Here is a 26,163-nt window from a genome sequence, read left to right as displayed (position 1 = left end):
TACTTCTTTAATATTTTGTGCCATTGCGGAGAGAAACAACGAAGCAATGACGAAAGGTTAATCATTTCTTAAACAACTCTTCCGATCAGCGTTGCCGATGTACACCGTTCTACATAAACATTTGCGTAATCCCCTGGTTTTACAAAATCTGTAACGGGGAATATTACCATCGCATTTTCATCATTACGCCCCCTGTATTCCTGGTCTGACTTTTTGGAAAAACCTTCAATCAGAACTTTAACGGTTTTCCCAACAAATTCTTGCAGGCAGGCAAGAGAATCTTCCTGTTGTTTCTTAAAGATCTCAGCTAAACGACGGGCCTTAACCTCTTCGGGGACATCATCTTTATATTTGCGCGCAGCCAGTGTTCCAGGACGCTCCGAATAAGAGAAAGTATAAGCAAAATTATATCTGGCGTAATCCATAATGCTCAGGGTATCCTGATGCTCTTCTTCGGTTTCGGTACAAAATCCTGCAATGATATCCGCGGAAATGGCACAGCCGGGAATAATGCGCCGGATGGCATCAATCCTGTTCATATACCACTCACGGGTATAGGTGCGGTTCATCAACGCCAGAATCCTGGAGTTTCCTGATTGTACCGGCAGGTGTATATAATTGCAAATGTTATCGTATTTTTTGATGGTATACAATACTTCATCTGTAATGTCTTTCGGATGTGAAGTAGAAAAGCGTACCCTTAAATCAGGATTAATTTCGGCAACCATAGCCAGTAGCTGTGCAAAATTTACACCTGCGTTGCCCAGCCCGGCTTTTAAACGATGCGCCGGTAATTCGCTTTCCCGGCTTAAAGCATCCAGTAAGGCATCACCGGTTAAGGTATTCAGGTCATCAGCTAAGTCATTGTTTGCAGACTTTTCGGCTTTCGGCTGGCTCCACTGGTAAGAATCAACATTCTGACCCAGTAAAGTGATTTCCCGGTAACCCATTTCAAACAGATGCCTTGCCTCTGCTAAAATAGAATGCGGATCACGGCTTCTTTCTCTGCCCCTGGTAAAAGGCACCACGCAGAAAGAGCACATGTTGTCACAGCCCCGCATGATAGAGATAAATGCAGTAATCCCATTGCCGTTCAGACGTACCGGGCTGATGTCTGCATAGGTTTCCTCGCGTGAAAGCAGTACATTGATCGCTTTTTGTCCGCTTTCTACCTCGGCCAGCAATTGGGGCAATTCCCGGTAGGCGTCAGGGCCTACCACTACATCCACCAATTTTTCTTCTTCCAGGAATTTAGATTTGAGACGCTCGGCCATGCAGCCGAGTACGCCCACGATCAGGCTAGGGTTTCTGCGTTTCTCTACGCCAAACTGCGATAGCCGGTTGCGTACGCGCTGCTCTGCATTTTCCCTGATCGAACAGGTGTTTATGAATACTACATCAGCCTCTTTATAGTCGCCGGTGGTCTCAAATCCCTGGTCAAATAAAATGGATGCGACAATCTCACTGTCAGCAAAGTTCATCTGGCAGCCATAACTTTCAATATATAGTTTACGGCCATTCCGTACCATAGGAGTTTCAACGATCAGTGCCTCTCCCTGGCGTGCTTCATCATGTGTCTTGTCTGTCAGCTGTAAATCAATCATAACGGTTACCTAGTAATTGGGGCTTCAAAAATACAAAAATTAATTTATAAATGACAAATTGGCAGAGAAGCAAGTTCCTTGCAGCCCAATTCGTATGTTGCCTGAATAATATATGCATTTAAATGAATACGCATTGACCAGGCAATAAATCCGCCCTGAGTACGCCCTTTTTCTAAGGAAAAGGCGTACTCAGGGCGTACTCACCCCGTACTCATGGCGTACTCAGTGTGAACACATGTACCAGCGATATCAAGACCTGAGCGGCCAGAGGGTTAAACGCCTTCGTTATTTTACAAAAAACTTAGAATTGTATAGGACTTTCTGAGCTCCCCCTTGTCCTGTATGCAGTGAACTGAAAATAATATATGTTTAAAAACCTGCGCTCGTCTAAAAGAATACCAAAGGATAAATATGGGTGGTTTGGAGATTATACCTCATGGGCAAAGGCAAGCGCTGAAGCAGGAGGCTATGATAAACATATTATTTTGGAAAGAACAACCGATGCGCTACTGAAAGTGAAGAGCGGCGAAGCAGTTTATGAGCGTGATTCGGTTATTTTCGACCAAAAGGAAATCCCTTATGCGTTAACCTCCTTTTTGATGCTTAGTGCTGCTTTAAAAAAGAGCCCATTAAACGTGCTTGATTTTGGGGGCTCACTTGGCAGTACCTATTACCAGATCAGGGATCTTTTGCCGGACAAAACCTTTGCAAGCTGGAACATTGTTGAGCAAGACCACTATGTGGCTTGCGGGAAGGCAAATTTTGAGGATGATACATTGAAATTCTACAGTTCCATAGACAGTTGCCTCGCCGGGAAAAAAATAGATTTTATTTTGCTTTCAAGTTCCGTTCAATACTTAAAAGAGCCGCATGTTTTTCTGGAGAAACTCGCCGGATATAATTTTGATTTTATCCTGTTTGACAGGACGGCTTTTAACAATGCGACAAATGACAGGCTTACCTTGCAGGTTGCCCCGCCTGAAATATACCCGGCATCCTATCCTGCCTGGTTTTTTCATAAAGAGTTTTTTTTGAGTCATTTCTCTGATCGCTATAAGGTAGTGGCAGAATTTCCTTCTTATGTAGAAGGCGAAGCTATAATGTTTATAGACGACAGGCCCCAGGGAACCAATAAAGGGTTTTACTTAATCAATTCATCGAAGTATGCTTAAATTCTGCACCTTATTCAACACGATGTACCTGTCGAGGGGGTTGGCCATGTACCATTCCCTGGAAGAAAAATGCGGTGCTTTCCACCTGTATATCATTGCATTTGACAAACATTGTTTTGATGTCCTGAGCAGGCTCAGACTGCCTTATGCCACCATCATCAGTCTGAAACAGTTTGAAAACGACCGGCTTCTGGCCATAAAATCTGAACGGACGCCGGGTGAATATTGCTGGACCTGTGCCTCTTCAACCATTAAGTACTGTCTGGAAACGTACGATCTGGACCATTGTACTTATGTAGATGCAGATCTGATGTTTTTTAGCGATCCGGCGGTGCTGATCGATGAAATGGGCGGGAAGTCCGTGCTCATCACAGAGCACCGGTTTACCGAAAGGTATGATCAGTCTGCCAGCAGCGGCATCTACTGTGTGCAGTTCATGACATTCAAGAACACGGCCGGGGGGCTTGAAGTACTCAACTGGTGGATAGACAGGTGCATAGAATGGTGCTTTAACCAGTTCGAGGACGGAAAATTTGGAGATCAGAAATATCTTGACGATTGGCATAACAGGTTCAATACTGTTCATGTGCTGAAACATCTGGGGGGTGGCGTTGCCCCCTGGAATGTTCAGCAGTATACTTTTAAGAACAGCGGCGAATCAGTGAAGGGGAAAGATCTGGCAAGTGGCAATTCGTTTGACCTTGTTTTTTTTCATTATCACGGATTTCACTATACGCTCGATAACAGCTATAGCTTATCCGATAAAAATTACACCCTTGCAAGGAACCCGGTCAAACACATTTACAGGCCATACATTGATGCACTTTCGAAGGCCGAACAGGTGATCAATATGGTAAACCAGCACGGGCCCTCTTATGAACTCACCAATGACATTCAATGGATAAAGGCAGTTCCAGGCCGCACGATCTTATTCTTCTTACGTGGGTATTATAAAAACTTTTACAAGAAAAACGCACTGATCTATGGCTTCCTTAATTAACCTGAAAACATTTACTGATCCCCGCGGCAACCTGACAGTTATTGAAAAGGTAGTGCCTTTTGACATCAAAAGGATATTTTATATCTATGGTGTGGATGAAAGTGAAAGGGGTGGCCACAGACATGTGGAGACCATTCAGGCGGCTATTTGTATCCGGGGACATTGTGTTATTTATAACAATAATGGTCACGGCGAATCTAGTTTTGTACTGGACTCTCCGGACAAATGTCTGATTATTAATCCGGAAGACTGGCATACCATGCACAGCTTTAGTGAAGACGCTATTTTGATGGTGCTTGCTTCAGCATACTTTGATGCCAAAGATTATATACACACCCCGTATCCTATGCGTTTAAATGTAGCAGTATAAATGATGATAGAGTATGAGAATCTGTTTCTGCTGAACCAGCAATTTATGGAGGGCTATAAGGAAAGTTTTTCAGATAGCCTGGATAAGGGCTGGTTTGTACTTGGCGACAAAGTAAGTACTTTTGAAACGGAGTTTGCTGCTTATTGCGGGGGGAAATATTGTGCCGGTCTTGCTTCCGGTCTCGATGCCCTGGTGCTTGCGCTGAAATATTTTGATTTTCCGGAAGGCTCAGAGGTTATCGTGCCGTCCAATACCTATATCGCTACAATTCTTGCGATCTACAATAACGGACTGGTGCCCGTTCTTGTAGAGCCGGATATCCATACTTATAATATTGATCCCTTAAAAATTGAGGCGGCGGTAACATCAAAAACCAAAGCGGTCATGGTTGTTCACCTGTACGGCAAATCCTGTGACATGGCTGCGGTTATGCAAATCGCTGACCTCAACGGACTGCGGGTGATCGAAGACTGTGCACAAGCTCACGGAGCAAGTTTCAGGGGAAAAAAGACGGGTACATTTGGCGATTTTGGAGCATTTAGTTTTTATCCGACGAAAAACCTTGGCGCACTGGGCGACGGAGGTGCACTGATCGCTTCGGAACCGGGAATGATCGCGAAAATAAAAGCCATGCGCAATTATGGCTGCCATGAAAAGTATTATAACAATTATATCGGCGTCAATTCGAGACTGGACGAAATCCAGGCTGGCTTTCTTTCCCTTAAGCTGGAATTTTTGGATCAGATCAATGCCCACAAACAGAAACTGGCCAAACTCTATCAGGAAGGATTAAAAGATGATTTTATCAAGCCGGTTATACATCCCGATTATGAAGATGTATACCACATTTACACAGTAAGACATCGGGAAAGGGACAGACTGAGAGATTATTTGCTGAAAAATAATATAAAAACGGAGATCCATTATCCGGTTCCTCCGCATCATCAACAAGCATTAAAGACCAGGCTAAAAGGGGCCTATCCAATATCAGAAGCCATACATCAGACTACTTTGAGCCTGCCGGTGTCCTATTGCCATACACCAATGCAGATTGCCCGGGTAATCGATGTCATGAACGCCTTTTAACAGGCGGCGATAATATGTTAGAATTTAGTATTTTAGCTTCTCGTTAAAATACTAAAATGAGTAACCGTATAGCTAAGGGATTTGCACTGCAAATTGTGGTTTTGTCTGTCTTGTGCTGCTTTGCCTGTAAAAAGGACACAGTTGCCGGGGAAGCCCGGATAAAACCTCCTGTAAGAGAATATATTGTGATCGCGAGGATAGATAAAAAGGGGACAAACAGTAATTCTGAAGGTACAGCAGTTTTGACAGGTTATTATATGGAGGGATCAAAGTCGTTGAGTTATTCTCTGGAATACAAAAACATAGTCCCTCAGATGATCACCCTGCGCAGCGGAGCTAAAGGGTCGGTGGGTTCTTTTATAAAGGAACTGTACAGCCGGGAAAAAGAGTCTCCGGCATTAGATAAGCCGATTGCCGGATCATTGACATTGAGTCCGCTTCAGGAGCGAAATCTCCTGAAAGGACAGTGGTTTGTTGCGGTAAGTACCATAAGCATGAGTCCGGAGATATCGGGAGTCCTTATCTTAAAGCAGAAATAGTGTGGAAGAAACGATAGCGCAGCAGATACAGTTAACAGAAGAGGACAGAGGCCTTTTGCACGCGATCATAGGTCGCGATAAAAAGGTTTTTGAACTGTTCTATAAAAAATATTACAAGCAGCTGTTTGCCGTAGCTTACAGATATGCCGGACAGGCCCAGGCTGCAGAAGAAATAGTGCATGATGTTTTTATCACCATATGGAATAAGGCAGATCAGTTAAATATTCAGTACTCTATGAAAAGTTATTTGTTCAGATCGGTAGTGAACTCCTCGCTAAACCTCATCAAAAAGGAAAAGATCGATGCGCAGCAGCGTGCGAAATACCTTTCTGTGCACCCGGGAGAGCTTGGTGATGACGATGAAGTCCGTAAGGATGCCGAAGAAGCGATGCTGAAAGGACTGGAAGAGGCCCTTGCGCTATTGCCCGAAAGGTGCAGGCAGGTGATGTACCTTAGCCGGTTTGGTAAGCTGAAACAGAAGGAGATAGCCGGGCAGATGAATATTTCGATCAAAACAGTAAAGAATCATTTAACATATGGCTTCCAGAAGCTCAGAGAACATTTAGAGAACAACAAAAAAGTAATCATACAGTTATTCATCCTTTTCACCCTTAACGCCCTCTAACCATTACCATTATGGAAAAATCCGGAACAAACGAAGAATTGATTTATTCCCTGATCATAGATGATCTGGAACAAACCATTTCTGACACTGATAAACAGTTATTGGAGGAATGGAGAAAAGCGACAGAAAACAATGAAAAACTTTATCAGGATTTTGCTGAGGTACAACTGAACATCGAGAAGCTGTACCATAAAAATGGATTCGATCCGCAGCTTTCCTGGAATACACTGAACAATAAACTGGAGTCACAGGCAGATACGGAAGTGCTGAAGGAACCAAAACATAAGGGCAGTACAGGTTTATGGTATAGGGTAGCTGCTGCGGTGCTGGTGATCATTTCAATAGGTTATTATTTTATGTCCGGCAGTAAATATGTAGTAGTAAGCACCACACAAAGCGATGTGGTTTCCCGGGTGATACTGCCCGATGGAACTGAACTGAGCCTGAATGCGGGAACCATCATAAAATACGATAAAGAGAATTTTAACACTGACCGCAAACTGGTACTGGAGCAGGGTGAGGTTTTCATCAGGGTGACCAGGCACAGCGGCAGCCAGTTTTGGATAGATCTTGGAGATGTTGAGGCCAGGGATATCGGTACCAGTTTCAATGTGATCAAAAACGAAACTCAGTCTTCGGTAATCGTCGAAGAAGGAAAGGTGGCTATGAAGCTCAGCACTGCCGCTGAGCAGGTATTGCTGAGCCCGGGTATGCTTGGCGTTTATAATTCGGAGACTGAGCAACTGAGCAGGATGAACAATACCGATCCTAATTATAAAGCCTGGGCAGATAAGAAATTTACATTCCGGGCGATGCCTTTTGAACAGGTCGCTGCCCAGTTAAAAAAAGTGTATAAAGTACCGCTGATCATTAAGGGAGATGACCTTAAGTCCAGAAAATTAACTGCGAAACTACATTATCAAACTTTAGACAGCGTTCTTGAAGTAATTTCTGCATCTTTACAATGTAAGGTAGTTAAGGAGCAGAATGTTTATGTTTTATCGGCCAATTAATAGACTGTATCTCGTATTAACGTTATTTCTTCCGCTCTTATTTAGCAATGTTCTGTTTGCCCAGCATACAGATCCGCGGAAGCGTGCCTATACCATTAATCTTCCGGCTGACTCTTTGATCGGTACATTGCAAAGACTGGAACAGCGAACAGGCACTAACTTTGCATTTGATCCGGATCAGCTCCGTTTAAAAAGGACGACGGGCTACCGTTTTGTCCAAACACCTCTTGAGACCATTCTTTCAAGGGTGCTATTTGGTACGGGCCTCCGTTTTAAACTGGTCGGAAATGATATTGTCATCATCCCCGGCAGGCCTGAGATCTGGACCATACACGGCCATATCAGGGATAAATTCAATGGTGAGGAGATCATTGGAGCTACAGTCCAGATTCCGGGGCTCGAAGCAGGCGTGACCACCAATCAATATGGGTTTTATTCGATTTCGGTGCCGGAGGGAAATTACGAGATATTTGTGTCTCATTCCGGATATCAGACGCTGCAAAAGATGGTTCGCCTGGACAAAAATATACAGGAAGAAATGGAGCTGTTATTGCAGCCCCAGATACTGGAAGAAGTAGTCATCAAACCCTCCAATCTGACGCCAAACCCGATATTGCTCAATGAACAGAATTTTACGGCGAAGCAATTGAGCCATGCCTCATATTATGCCGGTGAAACTGATGTGATGAAGAGGTTGCAGATGCAGAATGGAATAAAAGCCATTACGGAAGGAAGTTCGGGATTATTCATGAGGGGCGGGAACTCTGATCAAAACCTGATCCTGCTGGATGAGGCCATAATTTATAATCCATCACATTTATATGGACTGGTTTCGGTATTTAATTCTGATGCGGTAAACAACCTTCAGGTATACCGGGATTATATGCCTGCCAATTTTGGTGGCAGGTTGTCTTCAGTGATTGTAAACCGGATGGCTGAAGGAAATAGCAAGGAGTATCATGTCAATGGCGGTGTAAACTTCATGTCTGCACGGATAGCTGCAGAAGGGCCGATCGTAAAAGACAGGGGTTCTTTTATCGTCGCCTATCGCCGAAGCCTGCTGGATGTTTTTCAAAGCAGGTTTAAATTGTTCAATCCAAGCTCTGTTTATTATGATATCAATGCGAAAGCAAATTTTAAACTGAACAATAACAACAGTATATTTTACTCTGTTTATGTCGGTAAAGACAACCTGCTTTCTGAAAATTCTTATACCAACAACTGGGGAAATCTAACCTCGACATTTCGATGGAATCACATATTTAACTCAAGGGTGTTTTTGAACGTGTCTGCCATTTACAGCAATTACAGCAACCTGCTGGATCTCAATGCGGATACGCTTTCCCAAAAAAGCCAGTGGCGAACAGGGATAAAAGACCTGACACTAAAGGCAGATTATACTTACTACAGAAGCCCGAGCAACCAGATGAAGTTTGGGCTCTCGGGAATCTACCACCGGTTTATTCCCGGAGAAATGAAGGACCAGGATGATTTTGAATTTAACATATCCAGGGACAAATCAGTTGAAGCGGCCATTTATTATACCCAGCAGATAGGTCTCGGCAAGTCGTTTGAACTGAATTATGGACTTAGGATCGGATTTTTTGGAAATGCCGAAGAGCAGCGGAACGTTTACGATCAAAATGGCAACCCTCTTAAAAAGTATGAGGTTAAAACTTTTGTCAATCCTGAACCGAGGATCAATATCAGCTACCTGCCAAGCCCCGACCAACGGATATTCCTCACCTACAACCTTAATTTTCAGTATCTGCAGCTCATACAAAACAGCACCCTGGCCTTTTCATCACTGGAACCCTGGGTGCCGGCATCTGCAGCTATAAAACCACAATACGCCAATCACTTCTCGGTGGGATACCGGTATGACCCCGGCAGCCTTTCCTTCCAGGCAAATGCGTATTATAAGAAATTGTCCAATCAGCTGGATCTGACCGGCCATTCTCAGATCATCCGAAATCCCGCGGTTAGGAGTCAGCTGAGGGCCGGTACATCAAACGCTTATGGTGTGGAGATGGAAGTGACCAGGGCCGAGGGCAGATTTTCAGGCACACTGGCCTATAGTTATTCCAGGGTTTTCAGAAAGATTGCCGGCATTAATTTTGGAAACAAGTTTGTGGCCAATTATGACATCCCGCATGAGCTGAAACTGACTGGAAAATTTGACATGAACAGCAAATTATCTTTCCAGTCGTTCTTTACTTATTCTACAGGCAGGCCACTGACATTACCTGTTGGATATTATCAGCATGATGGACTGAACGTCCCCATTTATGAAGGACGAAATGCTTCGAGATTTCCAGATTTCAGCAGGCTTGACGTTTCGGCGCAATATAGGCTGCAGACCAGGGGTTTAGGAAAAAGAAATTTATTGCATGTCATTTCGGTAGGTACTTATAACCTTTATAACCGCAAAAATCCGTTATATTATCACCTCGATTCGTCGGCCGGCAACAGCAAAAGTAATGTGGAATACGGCTTCGGCTTTTACCCATGGGTAGCTTATAGTTTTAAATTATAAATATGAACGGCGTAAAAATCTGCATAGTGATTTTGGTAGTGCTGCTGACTGGGGGCTGTGTGAAGGATTCTTTTGAAAAGGATACTTTTTTGAAGCCTGTTCGTGTTTATGACCTGGCTGTTGAGGGCGGGATCAATACTTTGCTGAGTTCGCAGTACATCAGGCTTACCAAGCCGGCGACATCGCCCGAACTCGCACCTGCCCCAGTCAGAAATGCCTCGGTTGTGGTGAACGACAGTAAGTTTGATATAGTTTTTAAAGAGACTGCTACGCCGGGAGTATATATGGGTACGAACAGGAACGACGCCAATTATAATAAAGCATATAAGCTTACGATTATTTATGACAACAAGACCTATACTGCTGTAGATACGCTAAGGCAGGTGGTGAACATCATCGATGATTTCCTTCCTCTGTCTACGCGGCCATTATCGGAAACTGCCATTCAGGGAACTATTCCGAAACATACTTTCGGATACATCAACCCCAATAAGTGGTTTATCGCTTACCTGGACATTCCGCTGTGGCATCCTTCGATGTTTGACCAGACAAAATACTACAGCTATACTCATTATCTGGGGTCACCAAACTCGCTTTACCCGCTCAATAATTTAAAACGGGACTTTGTGCTGGGGCCGGATGATTTTGTGACGATCTTTAAGATCTCGCTTTCTGAAAAATATGCGGCCTATCTTTATTCAGTTTTTATGGAAACCGACTGGAGTGGTCTTTTTTCCAGTGTGCCCGTCAATGTTGAAGGAAATATATCAGGCAATGCCCAGGGATATTTTTCTGTGAATGATGTGGATCTGCGGAGGTATAGGGCAAAAGAGCTATAAAGCGCATTTGTGGCCTTGATATTGCAAGGGTATGGCAAATACAGCGATTTATTATGGTACTAAAGAGATCTGGAAAATACAGGGTATTAAAGTGGACAGGCGGTATTCTGGCCTTGCTGATCCTGTTGGCATTGGGTGGGGCGCTATACCTGAATGCCAGGTGGAAGCCGCTCCTTACAAAAAAAATAAAAGACAGTGTATATGAGGGTTCCAAACATCTGTACCGAATTAATTTTCAGGACATAAGGCTCAATCTTTTGACCGGAACTGCTGTTTTGGACAGTGTTTCACTAAGCCCCGACACAGTGGTATTCAATAAGCTTAAGTCTTTACGGCGGGCGCCGGTTCATTTGTTTCAGTTGAAACTTAAAAAACTGCAGCTGAACCGGATCAGTGTAATGACTGCTTATTTTAAAAAGAGGATTGAAATGAATTCTATCCTCCTGAACCAGCCTTCTATCAATATGATCCGGTACCAGGTGCCCAAAAAAACAGATACGGCAAAAGATGAACGCACGCTGTACCAGCTGATCTCGAAAACGCTGAGGTCTGTTCATGTGAAGTCAATCAAAATAGTGGATGCAGACTTTGACTATGTTAACGGACGTACGTTAAAACCGCTGAATTCGGTAAAGCATCTTTCTGTAAATGTAAAGGACCTGCTGATCGATTCTTTGTCCCAGTTTGACAGTACCCGGGTTTATTATACCAGGGACATCGCTTTTGTACTCTCAGGGTACAGATCTTTGGGAAAGGATAAAATGTATACCATGAAGATTGATACGATAGCGGGTTCTGTGGCAGAAAAGACCATCAGGGTAAAAGGGTTTCAACTCATCCCGATGTATCCTGACCTCGCTTTTAGCAGGAAGTATACCTACGGGAAAGACCGCTATGACCTTAATTTTGATGAGATCAGCCTGAAGGGAGTGGATTTCATGAAACTGAATGATGAAGGAAGCTTCTATGCGAGGTCACTGAAGATTGGCCCGGCCAAAGCAGGTATATTCGTAAACAGGGAATTGCCGCCACCGCCCAACTTTGATAAAGTGCGAAACTTTCCTCATGTGGCTGTCCACAGGATTCCGGTGCCTGCAATTATTGACAGTGTGATCATCAGGAATGTGGATGTGGCCTATACCGAATACAATCCCATCAGTGAAAAAAGAGGAACCGTCTATTTTCAGAACCTGACCGGAAGGATCACTAACCTCACCAATGACAGTTCCCGGCTGGCGAAAAACAATCATGCCATTGCCAGCCTGAGCGCTTTGCTCATGAAGACCAGCAGGATAAATGTGCGCATCAATTTTAACCTCACGGATAAGAACGCTGCCTTTCATTATAGGGGCAGCGTAGGGCCAATGAACATGCTGGTGCTCAATCCGATGGCAAAAAACATGGGGCTGGTAGAGATTGAAAAGGGGGAGATGCAAAAAACGGATTTTGACATCCGGGCCAACAGCAAAGGTTCTTCCGGTACTGTTCATTTTTATTACACAGACCTTAAAATAAAGTTGCTCTCGGAAGCTGAAGACGGTAAGGTGCCGAAGAAAAAAGGATTTCTTTCTTTTCTGGCAAATACCCTTCTGATTAAAAACAACAATCCTGACAAAGGGGAAGCGCCCAGGATAGCCAGAACTACCTTTACCCGGACTCCGGCGGCTTCGTTCTTTAACGAACTTTGGAAAGGAGTTTTTATCGGGATACGGGAAACTGTGGGCCTGGGAGCTATTCCGGTTAAAACTCCTGAACAGGCTATGAAAAAGGTAAATGATAAACTGAAGAAAAAAAATTGACGTATATTGGGGATAAAGGTCCAGCTATGATCAAAAAAGTGCGAAGGAATTATAATACCCTGAAGTGGGTGGCAGGTCTCCTGCTTTTTGCCTTCCTGCTGTTGATGATCACCGCCGGGTACTTTAGTTCAAAATTGAAACCCATAGTCAAAGCGCAGATAAAGGAACTTGTGCTTGATGCCACTGACAGTCTTTACCGGATAGAATTTTCCGGGATCAATATGAATCTGATTACCGGCAGGGCCTCATTGAGTGATGTTAAGATCATTCCGGATACCAGTGTGTTCAAACGGCTGATCAGCAAAAGGAAAGCACCAAATAATGTATATTACATTACACTGAAGAAGCTGGGGATTAAGAATTTCCATCCTGGGAGGCTACTGAGGCACAAAAAACTAAAAGTCGATGTCCTGCTGTTCGACAACCCGGATGTGATAATGATTAACCAGGCTTTTGATTTTAACGAATCAAAAGCCAGAGATGATCAAAGCTCGCCGTATCATTACATTTCAAAATATCTGAAGGAATTGAGGGTAAAAACCATCGATCTGAAAAACATCAGTTTCAAATATGTCAACAATAACTTGCCGGTTCCCGCGGTCGATTCGATCAGAAATCTCAACATTACTTTAAAAGACTGGCTTATAGATTCTGTTTCCGCCAGGGACAAAAACAGGCTTTATTTATTGAAGGACATCATCATTAACCTGAATAACTATACTTATGCGACACCGGATAGCCTGTACCACATCAATCTGAACCAGCTGGACTTCAGAGGGTCATCGGGTAAACTGAACATTAAGAGTTTCAGCGTGGTACCCCGCTATCCTGAATTGCAGTTTGGGCAGGCGGCCGGTTTTGCCAGGGACAGGTTTAATATTGAGATGAGCGATCTGAGCCTGGAAGGGATAGACCTGCCGCTTTATGTGCGCAAACAGGAACTTTATGCGAAGGAAATGAACATCGCCAATGGATTTGTCGAAGTGTTTAACAACAATATGCTGGAAAGGGAAAAAGTAGTCAAGACGGGGCAGTATCCGCAACAGTTGCTGCAAAAAGTGAAAGGCCAGCTAACCGTCAAGCAGCTCAATCTGAACAATGTTGACATCAGCTATGCTGAATACGATAAACAGAGCCATCAAAAAGGCAGGATTACTTTTGAGAAGACATCAGGGACCATTACCAATATTACCAATAGTGAAAAAACCAAATCGAAGAATCCTTACATGTTTGCCAATTTAACATCTTACATGATGGGAAAAGGCCGGCTGGATGTGAAATTCAGGTTTGACCTGAACGCCGCAGACGGTGCATTTTCTTATCAGGGAGTGCTGGGGGCAATGGATGGCCGCGTACTCAACCGCATTACAAAACCATTGGGTATGGTTGAAGTGAAGCGGGCTAAGATAAAAAAACTGGAATTTGACATCAAAGCCAATGATCGTGTAGCCAGGGGAAATCTGACATTTGCCTTTAACGGGCTTTCAGTAGCGCTGCTCAAAAAAGAGGAAGGAAGGGAACGCCTGGTTAAGAAGGGGTTTATGTCATTTCTCGCGAACGCCATGGTCATCAATTCTGATAATCCAAACAAGGCCGGTGTTCTGCTGAGCGTCCCAATTCATTATGAGCGGGTAAAAACTGCTTCTTTCTTTAATTTTGTATGGCGGACGCTTTTTCAGGGCATCAAATACAGCGTTGGTGTAACCGCAGAAAAGGAAAATAAAATCAAAAGCCAGATTGCTAAATTTGAAAAAATGAAGATCGACAGAGAAAAGCGACGGGCAGAGCGGCAAAAACGCCGGATCAGGCAAAACCAGCGCAGGTAATTCTTTATTCCAGTTTAAAGACCCTTACATAGTCAATATAGAACTTCTGGGGAAAGATCGAATCATCTATCAGGCCACCCCATTCCCCTCCGACGGCAGTATTCATAAGCAAGTATACGGGTGAAGTAAACGAATCTTTAAATGCATTCGCAGGCGCAGCCATAGTAAAAAAAACTTTATCATCTACAAAAACTATTGCGGTATCGCCCCTACGCTCCAGGCCATATATATGGTATTTTTTATGAAGGTCATCAAACATGATCCTGCTGCCCTTGCTTTTGTGCTGCTTTGACTGGTCGGTATCGGGTTCCCACCAGTGAAAAGTGCCATGTATGGTATTGGGCTCTTTGCCTACAAATTCCATGATGTCAAATTCAAAGCATTTGGGCCAGCCTACCTGTTTCATATTGCTGCCCATCATCCAAAGAGCGGGCCAGATGCCTTTGCCCGAAGGGATCTTTGCCCTGATCTCAATCCGGAAGTCGCCTTCAAACTGCTGCTTGCCAAGTGTGTTGATACTTGCCGAAGTATATTCTGCATTCTTATATTTTTCTTTTATTGATTCCAGGATCAGTTTTCCGCCCTTGATGTAACAGTTCTCCAATCTTGCCCTGGTATAGTACTGGCTTTCCCTGTTGCGGATAAATCCTTCTTCGTAGCCCCATTTTGTTGAATCAGGAAGTCCTTTGCCCTTAAATTCATCTCGCCAGACCAGTGTCTTCTTTGATTTGTTTTTGGATGAGGTGGTCTGTGCAAGTCCATTAAAGGCAAAACTGATGATCATTGACAAAAGAAAATAGCCCGGTGTTTTCATGTGTTGTGGTTTAATTGAGCAGTTCGGCGGGAACAGGTTTGTCCAACAGGTTCTGATAATAAAAACGGAAACGTTCCGCCCGGTCATGCGGTGTTTTTACACCGCCCCAGCCGTGTCTGCCACCGGGATAGATCATCAGTTCAAAATGCTTGTTTGCGTTCTGTAGTTTATCGGCCAGCTGGATGGTATTCTGCATGTGGACATTGTCGTCCATATCCCCGTGCATAATGCGCAGCAAACCCTTGTAGTTATTTACGTAACTGAGTACGGAGGCATTTTTGTAGCCTTCCGGATTTTCCTGAGGCGTGTCCATGAAACGCTCAGTATAGTTGGTGTCATACAGTTCCCAGCTGGTCACCGGGGCACCGGCATACCCGTAGTCAAAATCGTCAGCACCCATGGTCAGTGCCAGGCAAGTCATATAACCACCATAGCTGTGTCCGGTAATGAGCAGTTTTTTATCATCTACCCAGGGTTTTGCTTTTAGCCACCTGGCTGCGGTAGTATAATCTTTCATCTCCCATTTACCCAGGTTGCGGTGCATTAAGGCAACACCCTCCTTGCCAAACTGACCGGATGCACGGTGGTCTACCGAGATCTGGATGATACCCTCATTTGCCCACCACTGGATGCCCGTACCCTTCCAGGTATCTGTGACATTACCGGCATTAGGACCGCCATAAATGCTCATGACCACCGGGTATTTTCTGTTTTGATCAAAATCTGTCGGATAGGTAATAAAAGCAGGGAGCTGATACCCGTCGTCAGTAGGAATGGTAATCATCTCTGTTTTGCCAAACGTATATTTTGCAAAATCTTCGGATTTGCTGTCGCCCAGTTCTTTAAGGATTTTGCCGTTATGATCGAGAAGCGTTCTTTTGGGAGGGCTGGATACATTGGAATATGTAGTAATGAAATATGATCCGCTGGATGACATCTGGATCTGATTGGAATAATTTCCGAAGGTAAGACGCTTTAGGTTTTTCCCGTCATAGCCTATCCTGTAAAAATCGGTACGGGTCGATGCTTCTTTTCTTGCAGTAAAATAAATCGTCCTGGTTTTTTCATCCACGTGGACCAGGTTGCTCACCTGCCATTTGCCATTGGTTACCGTGTTTACCAGCTTTCCCTCGAGTGTGTACAGGTAGAAGTGTGCCCATCCGGTCCGGTCGCTTTTTAATATATAGTGTTTATTGTCTTTCAGGTATTCAATTCTGCCATCATAATCCAGGTCTACCCAGGAAGACTGTTTCTCATCGTAGATCTCCTTTTTAACGCCGTTGAGCGGATCAACAGCATAAAATTTGAGGTTATCCTGCCCGCGGTTCATCCATTGCACCATCAGGTTGCTGCCATTATAACTCCAGTAAGGTGTACCAAAATACTGATCCTCCTTTTCATTGAAATCTGCCCAAACCACATTGCCGCCACTAGCGGGTACAAATCCAAGACGTACCCGGGGATTTGGGTCACCGGCTTTCGGATACCTCGTTTTTTCAGTATAACCATGCTGCCCTGTCGAGCCGTTGATCGGGAACATTGGGACCCTAGTATCATCAAAACGCATAAATGCAAGGTGTTTACTGTCAGGAGCCCACCAAAAGGCTTTATAATTGGTAGCCCTGCCTAAGATCTCTTCGTAATAAACCCAGGAAGACCAGCCATTGTAGATCACATCAGTAGCATCCCTGGTATACCTGATCTCCTTTCCTGTGCTAACTTCGACTGCGTAAAGGTCATTCTGACGGGTAAAAGCCACATATTTCCCATCCGGTGAAAGTGTGGGGTTCTTTTCCTGAATTGTATCGCTGGTCAGTCTTTTTGGTTCGGTTTTACCGTATTGTATGTAAATGTCATTGTCCCTGATGGTCAGGTCCACATCACTTTTAGGAGGCGGGGTATATGGCGACCTTGCACCTGATTTGACATCAACAGCATAAGCCTTGCGGTCTTTAGTATCCATTTCGATATAATGGCTGTCATCGGCCCAGCCGGTTATGTAATTCATGTTTTTGGTCAATGAGGGCTGACCATTGAAAATCTGCTGCTGCGAAAGTTTTTTTAGCTGGGCTTGTGTGACGCCTGTGCCAATGGACAAGGATAGGGTGGTGAAAAAAAGTAAAAGGTTTTTCATGCCCTAATTTAGAAAAATGTTGTCGATATGTTACTCAATCAGGTCGATTACTTGAAATTATAACGAATGCCCAGCTGAAAACTGCCATCAGCATTTTTGTAGGAGCCCAGAGCATTAGCAGTCTTGAACGGTTTGAGATTTTTTATATAACCTGCGTTGATACCAAATTGCCGGATATGGATGCCCACTTCCGCAGAAAATCCAATAGCGATCCCGCTTGTCTGTGTGCCATTGATCTCTTTATTTATTTTTTGAAGATCATATATCACACCTTTATGATATACAGAAGTATCCAGTTTACTGCTCACATTAGTTTCTTTCATCTTAAACCTGACCACCGGCCCTGCTTTGAAGCTTATGCTTTTAGAAATTTTATATTCTAGGTTCAGCTGAACATCGGCAACTGTAAGTTTCCTGGAATCTGCAACAGACAAATGCTGGGCGGAAGAATCCGTGGGCTTATAATTCTCAAAATTATATACGCCATTGATTGCTCTCGCTGTGTTCCCTCTGAGACCGGTATTTATGCTGATCCTTTGATTAAGGGCATAGCCGAGCGCACCTTCCACAAAGAAAGTCGTACCTGATCTGTAAATATTTACTCCTGTTCCGGCACCTGCAGAAAGCCCCGACGCAAGATTCAACCCACGTTGTTTCTTGATCTTTCCGGGTTCAGTTTTTCTATTATCTATTTTGACTGGCCGGTTTTTTTTGCGCCGGTCTTTTATTGCCCGCAGAATAGTTTCCTCGGTTGAGGATACAGCCGCAGCACTGCCGCTCTGGCTAACAGCGATGATATTTGGTTGCCGCAGTATCAAAAGTTTTTGATATAAAAAGGTATCCGGCAGAAGCGGAACTATCAGCTGTATATCATTTAATGACGGGAAGAATTTTTTGGCGGTGGTGTTCTGCACTACATTTACGGACAATGTTTCCCGGACTCCGTGTTTTAATAGTTCAGTCGTTATTCCTTTTTTTGAAAGTATAACCATTTCTTCTTTTGATCCTGAAGGATTAATGAAAGGTCCCTCTTCGGGTGCGGGTTTAGAATCCAAGGCCGTATCTATGGTTTCCTTTTCCGGTAGCAGCTCCTTTTTGTCAGGCCTGGCAGCAGGTTTTGCAGGTTTGGGTTCCTTTACAGCAAGATAGGTAATGATGGAGATCATCGCTGCTGCGGGCAAAATATACCCGGTCAAAGAAACTATTTTACTCCCAATGGTTTTAACGGTACTTCCGCCTGCATTGCCTGAGGCATGGTGCAGGACCGGCATATTCTTATCAAGAATTGACTGCATCTCAGACCATGATGATTCCGCATCCTCATTGACCTGAAGTCTGTCCAGTTTTTTGCGCCAAAGCCTATGGTTCCATCCTGAATTTTTCATTTTGCAGATCGTTTATGTTCAGTTGGCTGATCATTCGGCGTCACATTGGGGGCAAGCAGGGCTCTCAATTGTCTTTTTGCTTCAGACAGATGCCATCTCGATGTACTTTCCGTTATGTTTAAATTTTCACTTATTTCCTTATGTGAGTACCCGTCTACAACGTACATGTTGAAAACCACTTGTAGCGCATTTGGCAGATCTCTGATTATGGAAACCAGGTCTTCCGCATATAACTTGTCCAGTACTTCCGGCGAAACAGCCATCCTTTCGGCAATCCCGTCGTCACTGATGTCAGTGGAAAACCTGAGTTCCTTACGACCAAGATCTATGCACGTTCTAACCATAATGGTCCTTATCCATGCACCTATTTCCCCTTTTTGCATGTCAAATGAGCCGATATTTTGAAATACTTTTAAAAATCCCGCATTCAACGCCTCCTTTGCAAGATCATTTGTTTTTAAATATCTGATGCAAAGTCTCAGTGTATCGGCATAAAACAGTCTATAAAGGCCTTCCTGTGCAGAACGGTCGTTGGCTAAACAACCTTTTACCAGTTTAGTGGTTTGCATTCCGGAGGGGCTCATTTAAATAATTCAGGCGACGAATATACATAAGTTTCTTACTCCTATTACGTAACGGAACGCGTAAACGCAGCGAAAAAAATATTTATTTTTTTTGCCCAGCATTACCCGTTTTTGCCGCGTAATGTAGTAAAATGACAGGCGTAGATGTTTAACAAAGAAAGTTATAAAAAGCATGAGGACTGGTACAACCGGCAATTTCCAACAGGGCAGAGCAAAGCAGCGTACTTGCAGAAACATAAGTTAAACAGCACTGCTGATCATATTGAAAAGTGGCTGCAGCATTTATTTTTTTGTTGCATTGACCCACTTCTTGAAGCAAAGGATGAGAGCTGGTTAACGATTGGCGATGCCTATGGTTTCGATGCCGGTTACATTCTTAAAATGGGCAGCCATGTGACGGCCAGCGACTTGAACACAGATTTTTTAAGCATTGCAAAAAAGGAAGGGCTCATTCAGCACTTTAGTGCTCAAAATGCAGAGCAGCTATCATATCCGCAAAATACTTTTGATTATTTACTATGTAAAGAGTCTTACCACCATTTTCCAAGACCTTATGCCGCTTTATACGAAATGATCAGGGTTGCTAAAAAAGGTATAGTTTTGATAGAACCACAAGATCCCGTCTCCAGAATGCCTTTGCTTTTGTTTTTAATGAATGTCCTGTCTGGGTTCAAAGGCCTGACCGCAAAGGTCTGGAAGAACAGGTTTTCTTATGAACCAGTTGGTAACTTTGTTTATAAATTATCTGAAAGGGAGCTGGAAAAATTTGCAGCGGGCTTAAATCTGCCCTTAGTGGCATTCAAAGGAATCAATCCAAATTTTTATTTTAAAGGAGCGGAAACCAGCCTGAGATCCTATAGAAACAAGGAGTTCAGGTCGATCTATCTTAGAAAAAAGCTGACTGATTTCGCCGTTAAGTTAAGGCTGATTCCCAGCCAGGTTCTGTCAGCGGTGGTGTTTAAAGAGCTGCCGGAAGATCAGCTCTTAAAGAAACTGGAGAAATCAGGCTACCGGCTGATATATATTCCAAAAAATCCGTACGCATAAAAAAAGGTGCCTTTACAAAAGACACCTTTTTTAAAAAATCTATAAAAGACTATTTCACCGTCCAGTTCCAGCCAAACTCATCAGGGATCAATCCGTAGCGGATGTCATTCAGAGTTTTGGCAATACCCGCAGAAATGGCACGGGTGGCAGGGTCTGTTAAAGTATAAAGCTTGCCTTCATAGCCAATCTGGCCAATAGGGGTGACAGTGGCCGCAGTTCCTGCTGCAAAAGCATCAGTCAGGCTGCCGTTTTCTATTCCTGCGATCACTTCTTTTACGCTCACACGTCTTTCTTCCACTCCAATTCCTGCCTTTTTAGCCAGGGTGATGATCGTATCACGGGTAACCCCGTCCAAAACAGTGCTTCTTACAGAAGGCGTTACCAGTTTACCATCAATCACAAAGATCAGGTTTGCTGTTCCGGCTTCTTCAATAAATTCATGAGTAGCGGCGTCGGTCCAGATCAGCTGATCAAAACCTTCTTTCATTGCTTCCTGAAAAGGATATATTGATCTTGCGTAGTTCCCTGCCGTTTTAGCATAACCTACTCCGCCATCGTCAGCACGTGTATATTCTGTTTCGATTTTGACTGTAAGAGGTTTGCTGTAGTACGGGCCAGTTGGCGTAGTCATCAGCACAAACTTATAAGAATCTGATGCCTTAACTCCAAGGTAAGGATCCGTAGCAAACATCACAGGGCGTATATATAGTGAATACCCTTCTTGTGCCGGAACCCATCTCTCATCTATTTCAATCAGTGCAGCAATACCCTGCATGAAAATTTCCTCAGGAATTGAAGGCATCGCCATGCGGTGTGCCGATTTGTTGAAACGTTCGAAGTTCTTATCTGCTCTGAAAACGCTGATTTTGCCGTCAGCCTGGCGATAAGCTTTCAGGCCTTCAAAAATAGCTTGTCCATAGTGAAGGGCAGAGATAGCAGGGCTCATTGGGACGGGGCCGTATGGCAGGACCTGCAGGTTCGACCATTCTCCGTTATTAAAATCCGCAATAAACATGTGATCGGAAAAAACCTTTCCGAAAGGCAACTGAGAAAAATCTGTTACCGTTAATCTGCTCTGATCAGCCTTGCTGATCGTAATGTCCAACGTCTCGTTCATTTTAGTAAAAAATATATGATGGTAAAAATAAGAATAATTGGGCTGTAAAAGTGTTTTTATTTTGCAATAAAGATTTGCTTATGCCTCATTTCTAAGTGTTTTGAGAACACTAAGTACCCAGCTTTTGCCCCATTCTTCCATTTGTTCTTCCGTCCACAGGAATGGGTAAAAGATTCTTTTCTGAAAACGCGGCGGTAAATATTTCTGCCAGTTGGTACCACCGGTAGCGGCAATATCTACAGGATCTCTTTCCAGGTACCGCACTGCGGATTTGTAATGCGAAAGCGGCCATTCCACATTCACATACAGATCCAGTTTCCGGAGTTCATCAGCCAGGGTTGAAACATCTTCGCCTTTTGCAGCAAGTTTATGGTAAAGTGCTGCAAAATTGGTTTCCCTGCGTTCTTTGATCAGCTGGAGAAACTGATCTGCGTATTTGCTGATGAATTGCTTCAGGGTAAGCGTTTGCTTGCCGCTGGCGAGTTCTGTAGCACCAAACTTCCAGTAGATGTACTCAAACTGTTCTTCAATAGTTGCATTTGCCAGTTCTTCCCGCTTGCTTTTGTCTATGAGCCTGCCAAAATCGGTGGCACAGATCTCGATCATGCGGTACTGGCCCGACTGAAAGCCGCTGGCCGGCAACAGGGACATACGAAACTTCAGAAACTGTTCTTTCTCCATCCCGTTGACCATCACCTCAAAGGAGGTGACCAGGGCGTTAAAATAGGTATTGATGCGTTTTACACGTTCTGTAAAGAACTTCGTCGTCAGCTCAGCATGTTCAGCAATTTGGCTGAACTCATGCAGGGAGAGTTTAAAATACAGTTCCGTAATCTGATGGTACATGATAAAGATCTCTTCATCAGGGAAAGGTGTTTTGGGATTTTGAAGACTCAACAGCGTATCGAGATGGATATAATCCCAATAGGTTAAAAAATCAGCATACAGCAAACCATCCAGGTAGGCAGACATGTCCTGGCCCATTGCTGCATACTTCTCCTGCAGCTGGTTCAGTTTGTCTTTTATTTGGGGTGTTAATTCCATTAAAGTAAGTTAGTTCCTGCAAAGGTAACTAAACCCCCGCTCAAGAGTTAATACAGTACACGGAATTTTATCGTATGCTCGATCTTTTTGAGGGATTTAAACAATTGTTTGTCGTATTGTGCATTAATGTCAGTGATCACATAACCTATACTCGGATTGGTCATCAGAAATTGCCCCACGATATTGATGTCATGTTTGGCAAAAATAGTGTTTACCTTAGCCATAATACCTGGTACATTCTTGTGGATGTGGATCAGCCGGTGTGATTTCTCGATCCTCGGCAACTGCAGGTTGGGGAAGTTGGAACTCAGGTAGGTGGTGCCTGTGTTCATAAAATCGATCATCCGTTTTGGGATGAAAGTGAGGTTGTGCGGATTGTGCTTCACATCATCAAACACGACGACGCCCTGTTCAGTACAGGTAGCAATATCTACTTTTTGTTTTGCGCTGCCCAGGTATCCTAAAGTTTTTAATTTTACAGCCCTTTTCAATTTCTCCTGATCCATTTTCTCTCCGTCCGCCAGTAGCATCATGTGCACGTCGGCGACATATTTTTCTTCAAACGAATCTTTGTGACGGACTGAAAAGCCGTCTTTTTTCAGCATTTCCACACTTTTCGGGTCAACGTCTCCGACGATGAGACAAAGGATCCTGTTCTTAGGGTAAGATATGGCTCTGGGCAGGTCATTCACATATAAGAATTCGTCAAAACTTGGCGTCACATGGTCTGCTTTTTTGACGATGCTCTCTCTTGAGATATTTTCAGTAAAAGCATAGAATTTTTTGATCAGCCCGCTTTCGCGCAGCTGAAAATCAGAATATCCGTCGCCAATGCCATAAAGATTGCCTTCCAAATTCAGCTGCTGCATCAGTTTCACTTTTCCGCCCTCTTCGCTCAATGGGTTGGCGTGATCGTAGTCGATGATCTTTCCATCCCCGGTGGTTACAAAAGTATTGGCGTAAATGTTTTCTTTTTTAATGTGGTAACGGCTCACTACGGGTGTGATGAACTCTTTAAAGCCACCGGAAACGATCAGTACTTCGTCAGCATGTTTCCTGAAAAAATCCGCATTGCGGGAAAACGATGCAGATACTTTTTTCTTTAACCTGGTGATCAGCTGTTTCAGGTGATCTTCATTGGCCTCAAGCAATTTCACACGCTGGGCCAGGCTTTCACTAAAGGATAGCTTTCCTTCCATAGCCAGATTTGTCAGGTCTTCTATCTTCTGAAAAATCGCTTCTTTATCAGGATGCTTGCTCAGGGAGATCCGTGCCAGTTCATCTAATGCCTCAACCTGGGTAAAGGTGCTGTCAAAATCAATGATGTAAATATTTTTTTGTTTCATGAGGTTATTTAGGTTTTCAATGCTGCACACACTTCTGCGATACTTTGGTCAAGGGGTTTAAACTGTATCCCGATCGTGCGCTTTATCTTTTCGTTGCTGTATAAACTTTCGTTGGTGCTGCTGCGGGCGGCGTCGCTGGTCAGCGCTGCCGGTTTGCCTGTAAACAAAGCAGCAAGGCTGGCAGCCCTCCAGGCTATGCCCAGCATCCAGGGTGCGGCTTCTTTTGAAGGTGCCTTTATCCCAAAACCTTTTGCGATCTCGGCAAAGAACTGCCGGTAATGATAGTTCTCTGACGAGAGGGTATAGCGTTCTCCGCTTAACCCGCTGTTCATCAGCGCGATCATACTTTTCGCCACGTCCTGAACGTCTACAATTCCTGTCGCTCCTTTTGTATAATAGGATAAACCGTCTTTCACCAGTTTAAATATCGCGCCGCTGCCGGTATAGCCCGCTCCCGCACCGATAATTACGGAAGGGTTTACAATTACGGCATCAAGACCTTCGGCGATGCCGCGCCATACTTCCATTTCACCTTCGTATTTTGAAATGGCATAGCTGTGCGCTTTAGAATCGTATTCCCAGAAATCTTTTTCAGTGATCAGCTGCCCTTTTTTTGCGTTTCCCAATGCTGCCACTGAGCTGACATGAACCAGTCTTGCGCCAAAGGAGGTGCATAAATTCACAATATTGCTGGTTCCCTCAATGTTTACCCTGAGTAATTTTGATTTGTCTTTGGGGTTAAATGAAATGTATGCCGCACAATGGTAAACCTGGGTAACGCCGTCAAATGCATCTTCGAGCGCAGAAATATCATTGATATCAGCAACAGCCCAGTCAATGTCCTTATTGGTTTCGATCAGCGGAGGAATTAAGGAGTCCTTACGTTTTAATGCCCTTATTTTATATTTGGCAGTGCTGAGTTGATGTATTAATTCTGCTCCTAAAAATCCAGTAGCACCGGTAACTAATATCATTTCATTTTTTTTAGGACGGTTAATTAAAATATGCGCCCAAAAATAGATATTTGATGCCATACATTTAGTAAGATATGTCATTATCAGATTTTTTTTCGCCGTTAAACGTAAACAAGTTCAGTCCTAAGGCGGGTTTTTATACCAGTCAGCTGGGTTTGAAGACTGTGTTTTTTGCCGATACGTTTCCGGAACTGGTGGAAAACGAATATGATATCGCAATTTTCGGCGTACAGGATGACCGTGCCGCGGTAAATAATGAAGGCTGCGGCCTCGGGCCGGACTACTTTCGTTCACAGTTTTATGTGCTCAATGAGGGTGCGTACAACAGTAAGTTAGTCGACCTGGGAAATATCAAAGCCGGGGCGACTATCTCAGACACCTACGTGGCCGTGAAAACAGTAGTCGCCGAACTGATGAAACTCAATATTGTGCCGGTAATCATCGGTGGCGGACAGGACCTTACTTATGCACAGTACCTCGGTTATGAAGAGCTGGAACAAAAAGTGGACCTGGTTGTTGTCGACAGTAAATTTGATCTCGACGAAGAAGATCAGGAGGGATTGGCCGCCAAATCCGACACCTACCTGAACAAGATCCTTTTGCACCAGCCCAATTACCTCTTTAACTTTAGCAATATCGGTTATCAAACCTATTTTGTGAATCAGGATAGCCTGAAGGTTATGAGCAAATTATATTTTGATGTGCACCGCCTGGGAGAATGTACCCAGGACATCTCCATGACAGAGCCGGTCATCCGCAACGCGAATATGGTCAGCTTCGATATCGGCGCGATCCGGTCATCAGATGCAGGCGCCAACGCCAATGCCGGCCCAAATGGGTTTTACGGAGAACAGGCCTGCCGCATCGCACGTTATGCCGGGATGAGTGATAAGCTCAGCTCCATTGGCTTTTACGAGTTTAACCCCGCTTTTGATACCAATGGACAAACGGCCATGCTGCTCGCACAAATGGTGTGGTACTTTATGGACGGGTTTTATAACCGCAAGAAGGACTTCCCTTTAACGCCAAAGTCCCACTACCTGATTTACAGGGCCAGCCTGAGTGACGGGACAGGAGAAATGCTGTTCGTAAAAAGCAAGAAGTCCGATCGCTGGTGGATGCAGGTGCCTTACCCTGCGGGGATCTCTGAAAACGAGCGTTTTCACCTCGTGCCCTGCCGCTACGATGATTATACTACCGCAGTAAATGGGGAGATGCCCGATCTGTGGTGGCGTACCTATCAAAAACTGTTATAATTTTACACCCGGATTAACGTTATATGTCCTTATTGACATACATTTGAAACAAT

At 44.0% G+C, this 26,163-nt stretch carries 22 protein-coding genes; 13 read left to right on the top strand and 9 right to left on the bottom strand.

Translation table 11 applies throughout. The annotated features are described in order from the left end of the window. Positions 1–68: 68 nt before the first annotated feature. Positions 69–1,604 (bottom strand): MiaB/RimO family radical SAM methylthiotransferase, encoded by a 1,536-nt coding sequence (locus tag QEP08_RS16005; protein ID WP_285059569.1) that lies wholly within the window; start codon positions 1,602–1,604, stop codon positions 69–71. 365 nt (positions 1,605–1,969) lie between these two features. On the opposite strand from QEP08_RS16005, the gene QEP08_RS16000 reads away from it, so the two are divergent. From QEP08_RS16000 to QEP08_RS15950, 11 genes are read left to right on the top strand one after another with little or no spacing between them, the layout of a single operon-like run. After that, a complete protein-coding gene (locus QEP08_RS16000) occupies positions 1,970–2,776 on the top strand; it encodes a methyltransferase, TIGR04325 family (protein ID WP_285059567.1) in 807 nt (268 codons plus the stop codon). Further along, entirely contained in the window at positions 2,769–3,776 is a 1,008-nt protein-coding gene (locus tag QEP08_RS15995; protein WP_285059564.1) for a glycosyl transferase, read from the top strand. The genes QEP08_RS16000 and QEP08_RS15995 overlap by 8 nt, the downstream gene beginning before the upstream one ends. Next, complete coding sequence (locus tag QEP08_RS15990; RefSeq protein ID WP_285059562.1) at positions 3,760–4,146, top strand: sugar 3,4-ketoisomerase; 387 nt, start codon at positions 3,760–3,762, stop codon at positions 4,144–4,146. Before QEP08_RS15995 ends, QEP08_RS15990 begins: the two co-directional genes overlap by 17 nt. Next, positions 4,147–5,232 carry a DegT/DnrJ/EryC1/StrS family aminotransferase gene (locus QEP08_RS15985; protein ID WP_285059559.1) on the top strand — a complete coding sequence of 362 codons (1,086 nt, stop codon included), beginning with the start codon at positions 4,147–4,149 and terminating at the stop codon, positions 5,230–5,232. It abuts the gene before it with no gap. A 56-nt stretch (positions 5,233–5,288) separates the two neighbouring features. Continuing rightward, entirely contained in the window at positions 5,289–5,771 is a 483-nt protein-coding gene (locus QEP08_RS15980; RefSeq protein WP_285059558.1) for a CHRD domain-containing protein, read from the top strand. Between the two features lies 1 nt (position 5,772). Then, positions 5,773–6,396, top strand: a complete 624-nt coding sequence (locus QEP08_RS15975; protein WP_285059555.1) for an RNA polymerase sigma factor — start codon at positions 5,773–5,775, stop codon at positions 6,394–6,396. Positions 6,397–6,407: 11 nt separating this feature from the next. Beyond that, the gene (locus tag QEP08_RS15970) at positions 6,408–7,409 is read left to right on the top strand and encodes a FecR family protein (RefSeq protein ID WP_285059553.1); all 1,002 of its coding nucleotides are present in this window, start codon (positions 6,408–6,410) and stop codon (positions 7,407–7,409) included. Next, positions 7,390–9,945, top strand: coding sequence for a TonB-dependent receptor (locus QEP08_RS15965; protein WP_285059551.1), 2,556 nt, complete (start codon positions 7,390–7,392; stop codon positions 9,943–9,945). Before QEP08_RS15970 ends, QEP08_RS15965 begins: the two co-directional genes overlap by 20 nt. A gap of 2 nt (positions 9,946–9,947) precedes the next feature. Next, positions 9,948–10,784, top strand: a complete 837-nt coding sequence (locus QEP08_RS15960) for a hypothetical protein (protein WP_285059549.1) — start codon at positions 9,948–9,950, stop codon at positions 10,782–10,784. A gap of 53 nt (positions 10,785–10,837) precedes the next feature. Next, the gene (locus QEP08_RS15955; RefSeq protein ID WP_285059548.1) at positions 10,838–12,583 is read left to right on the top strand and encodes a hypothetical protein; all 1,746 of its coding nucleotides are present in this window, start codon (positions 10,838–10,840) and stop codon (positions 12,581–12,583) included. A 26-nt stretch (positions 12,584–12,609) separates the two neighbouring features. Continuing rightward, positions 12,610–14,409, top strand: a complete 1,800-nt coding sequence (locus QEP08_RS15950) for a hypothetical protein (protein ID WP_285059546.1) — start codon at positions 12,610–12,612, stop codon at positions 14,407–14,409. A 4-nt stretch (positions 14,410–14,413) separates the two neighbouring features. Here QEP08_RS15950 and QEP08_RS15945 read toward each other — a convergent pair whose 3' ends face one another. Genes QEP08_RS15945 through QEP08_RS15930 form a run of 4 tightly spaced genes read right to left on the bottom strand, consistent with a single transcriptional unit; the run spans position 14,414 to position 19,311 of the window. Further along, complete coding sequence (locus QEP08_RS15945; protein WP_285059544.1) at positions 14,414–15,223, bottom strand: glycoside hydrolase family 16 protein; 810 nt, start codon at positions 15,221–15,223, stop codon at positions 14,414–14,416. Positions 15,224–15,233: 10 nt separating this feature from the next. Continuing rightward, positions 15,234–17,357, bottom strand: coding sequence for a S9 family peptidase (locus tag QEP08_RS15940; protein ID WP_285059542.1), 2,124 nt, complete (start codon positions 17,355–17,357; stop codon positions 15,234–15,236). Between the two features lie 47 nt (positions 17,358–17,404). Continuing rightward, positions 17,405–18,742 (bottom strand): hypothetical protein, encoded by a 1,338-nt coding sequence (locus QEP08_RS15935; protein ID WP_285059541.1) that lies wholly within the window; start codon positions 18,740–18,742, stop codon positions 17,405–17,407. Continuing rightward, positions 18,739–19,311 carry an RNA polymerase sigma factor gene (locus QEP08_RS15930; RefSeq protein ID WP_285059539.1) on the bottom strand — a complete coding sequence of 191 codons (573 nt, stop codon included), beginning with the start codon at positions 19,309–19,311 and terminating at the stop codon, positions 18,739–18,741. The genes QEP08_RS15935 and QEP08_RS15930 overlap by 4 nt, the downstream gene beginning before the upstream one ends. Before the next feature lie 159 nt (positions 19,312–19,470). Here QEP08_RS15930 and QEP08_RS15925 point away from each other — a divergent pair, with 159 nt between their 5' ends. After that, entirely contained in the window at positions 19,471–20,373 is a 903-nt protein-coding gene (locus tag QEP08_RS15925) for a class I SAM-dependent methyltransferase (RefSeq protein WP_285059537.1), read from the top strand. A 49-nt stretch (positions 20,374–20,422) separates the two neighbouring features. Here QEP08_RS15925 and QEP08_RS15920 read toward each other — a convergent pair whose 3' ends face one another. From QEP08_RS15920 to QEP08_RS15905, 4 genes are all read right to left on the bottom strand, one after another. Beyond that, entirely contained in the window at positions 20,423–21,490 is a 1,068-nt protein-coding gene (locus tag QEP08_RS15920; protein ID WP_285059535.1) for a branched-chain amino acid aminotransferase, read from the bottom strand. Between the two features lie 78 nt (positions 21,491–21,568). Next, positions 21,569–22,534 carry a tryptophan 2,3-dioxygenase family protein gene (locus tag QEP08_RS15915; protein ID WP_285059533.1) on the bottom strand — a complete coding sequence of 322 codons (966 nt, stop codon included), beginning with the start codon at positions 22,532–22,534 and terminating at the stop codon, positions 21,569–21,571. 47 nt (positions 22,535–22,581) lie between these two features. Continuing rightward, a complete protein-coding gene (locus QEP08_RS15910) occupies positions 22,582–23,880 on the bottom strand; it encodes an HAD-IB family phosphatase (RefSeq protein WP_285059531.1) in 1,299 nt (432 codons plus the stop codon). 8 nt (positions 23,881–23,888) lie between these two features. After that, positions 23,889–24,854 carry an NAD-dependent epimerase/dehydratase family protein gene (locus QEP08_RS15905; protein WP_285059529.1) on the bottom strand — a complete coding sequence of 322 codons (966 nt, stop codon included), beginning with the start codon at positions 24,852–24,854 and terminating at the stop codon, positions 23,889–23,891. 74 nt (positions 24,855–24,928) lie between these two features. Between QEP08_RS15905 and QEP08_RS15900 the strand changes: the two genes are divergently transcribed. Further along, positions 24,929–26,110: a formimidoylglutamase gene (locus tag QEP08_RS15900; protein ID WP_285059526.1), complete on the top strand. Its 1,182-nt coding sequence runs from the start codon at positions 24,929–24,931 to the stop codon at positions 26,108–26,110. The last annotated feature ends 53 nt before the right edge of the window (positions 26,111–26,163 follow it).

This window comes from Pedobacter ginsengisoli (assembly GCF_030244015.1).
Lineage (GTDB): Bacteria > Bacteroidota > Bacteroidia > Sphingobacteriales > Sphingobacteriaceae > Pedobacter > Pedobacter ginsengisoli.
This window is presented reverse-complemented; position numbering and strand designations above follow the sequence as displayed.

What these genes read in the sequence shown, in the direction of transcription:
- QEP08_RS16005 (WP_285059569.1), bottom strand. Translation starts at nt 1,604, where the DNA reads ATGATTGATTTACAGCTGACAGACAAGACACATGATGAAGCACGCCAG.
- QEP08_RS16000 (WP_285059567.1), top strand. Translation starts at nt 1,970, where the DNA reads ATGTTTAAAAACCTGCGCTCGTCTAAAAGAATACCAAAGGATAAATAT.
- QEP08_RS15995 (WP_285059564.1), top strand. Translation starts at nt 2,769, where the DNA reads ATGCTTAAATTCTGCACCTTATTCAACACGATGTACCTGTCGAGGGGG.
- QEP08_RS15990 (WP_285059562.1), top strand. Translation starts at nt 3,760, where the DNA reads ATGGCTTCCTTAATTAACCTGAAAACATTTACTGATCCCCGCGGCAAC.
- QEP08_RS15985 (WP_285059559.1), top strand. Translation starts at nt 4,147, where the DNA reads ATGATGATAGAGTATGAGAATCTGTTTCTGCTGAACCAGCAATTTATG.
- QEP08_RS15980 (WP_285059558.1), top strand. Translation starts at nt 5,289, where the DNA reads ATGAGTAACCGTATAGCTAAGGGATTTGCACTGCAAATTGTGGTTTTG.
- QEP08_RS15970 (WP_285059553.1), top strand. Translation starts at nt 6,408, where the DNA reads ATGGAAAAATCCGGAACAAACGAAGAATTGATTTATTCCCTGATCATA.
- QEP08_RS15965 (WP_285059551.1), top strand. Translation starts at nt 7,390, where the DNA reads ATGTTTTATCGGCCAATTAATAGACTGTATCTCGTATTAACGTTATTT.
- QEP08_RS15960 (WP_285059549.1), top strand. Translation starts at nt 9,948, where the DNA reads ATGAACGGCGTAAAAATCTGCATAGTGATTTTGGTAGTGCTGCTGACT.
- QEP08_RS15955 (WP_285059548.1), top strand. Translation starts at nt 10,838, where the DNA reads ATGGTACTAAAGAGATCTGGAAAATACAGGGTATTAAAGTGGACAGGC.
- QEP08_RS15950 (WP_285059546.1), top strand. Translation starts at nt 12,610, where the DNA reads ATGATCAAAAAAGTGCGAAGGAATTATAATACCCTGAAGTGGGTGGCA.
- QEP08_RS15945 (WP_285059544.1), bottom strand. Translation starts at nt 15,223, where the DNA reads ATGAAAACACCGGGCTATTTTCTTTTGTCAATGATCATCAGTTTTGCC.
- QEP08_RS15940 (WP_285059542.1), bottom strand. Translation starts at nt 17,357, where the DNA reads ATGAAAAACCTTTTACTTTTTTTCACCACCCTATCCTTGTCCATTGGC.
- QEP08_RS15935 (WP_285059541.1), bottom strand. Translation starts at nt 18,742, where the DNA reads ATGAAAAATTCAGGATGGAACCATAGGCTTTGGCGCAAAAAACTGGAC.
- QEP08_RS15930 (WP_285059539.1), bottom strand. Translation starts at nt 19,311, where the DNA reads ATGCAAACCACTAAACTGGTAAAAGGTTGTTTAGCCAACGACCGTTCT.
- QEP08_RS15925 (WP_285059537.1), top strand. Translation starts at nt 19,471, where the DNA reads ATGTTTAACAAAGAAAGTTATAAAAAGCATGAGGACTGGTACAACCGG.
- QEP08_RS15920 (WP_285059535.1), bottom strand. Translation starts at nt 21,490, where the DNA reads ATGAACGAGACGTTGGACATTACGATCAGCAAGGCTGATCAGAGCAGA.
- QEP08_RS15915 (WP_285059533.1), bottom strand. Translation starts at nt 22,534, where the DNA reads ATGGAATTAACACCCCAAATAAAAGACAAACTGAACCAGCTGCAGGAG.
- QEP08_RS15910 (WP_285059531.1), bottom strand. Translation starts at nt 23,880, where the DNA reads ATGAAACAAAAAAATATTTACATCATTGATTTTGACAGCACCTTTACC.
- QEP08_RS15905 (WP_285059529.1), bottom strand. Translation starts at nt 24,854, where the DNA reads ATGATATTAGTTACCGGTGCTACTGGATTTTTAGGAGCAGAATTAATA.
- QEP08_RS15900 (WP_285059526.1), top strand. Translation starts at nt 24,929, where the DNA reads ATGTCATTATCAGATTTTTTTTCGCCGTTAAACGTAAACAAGTTCAGT.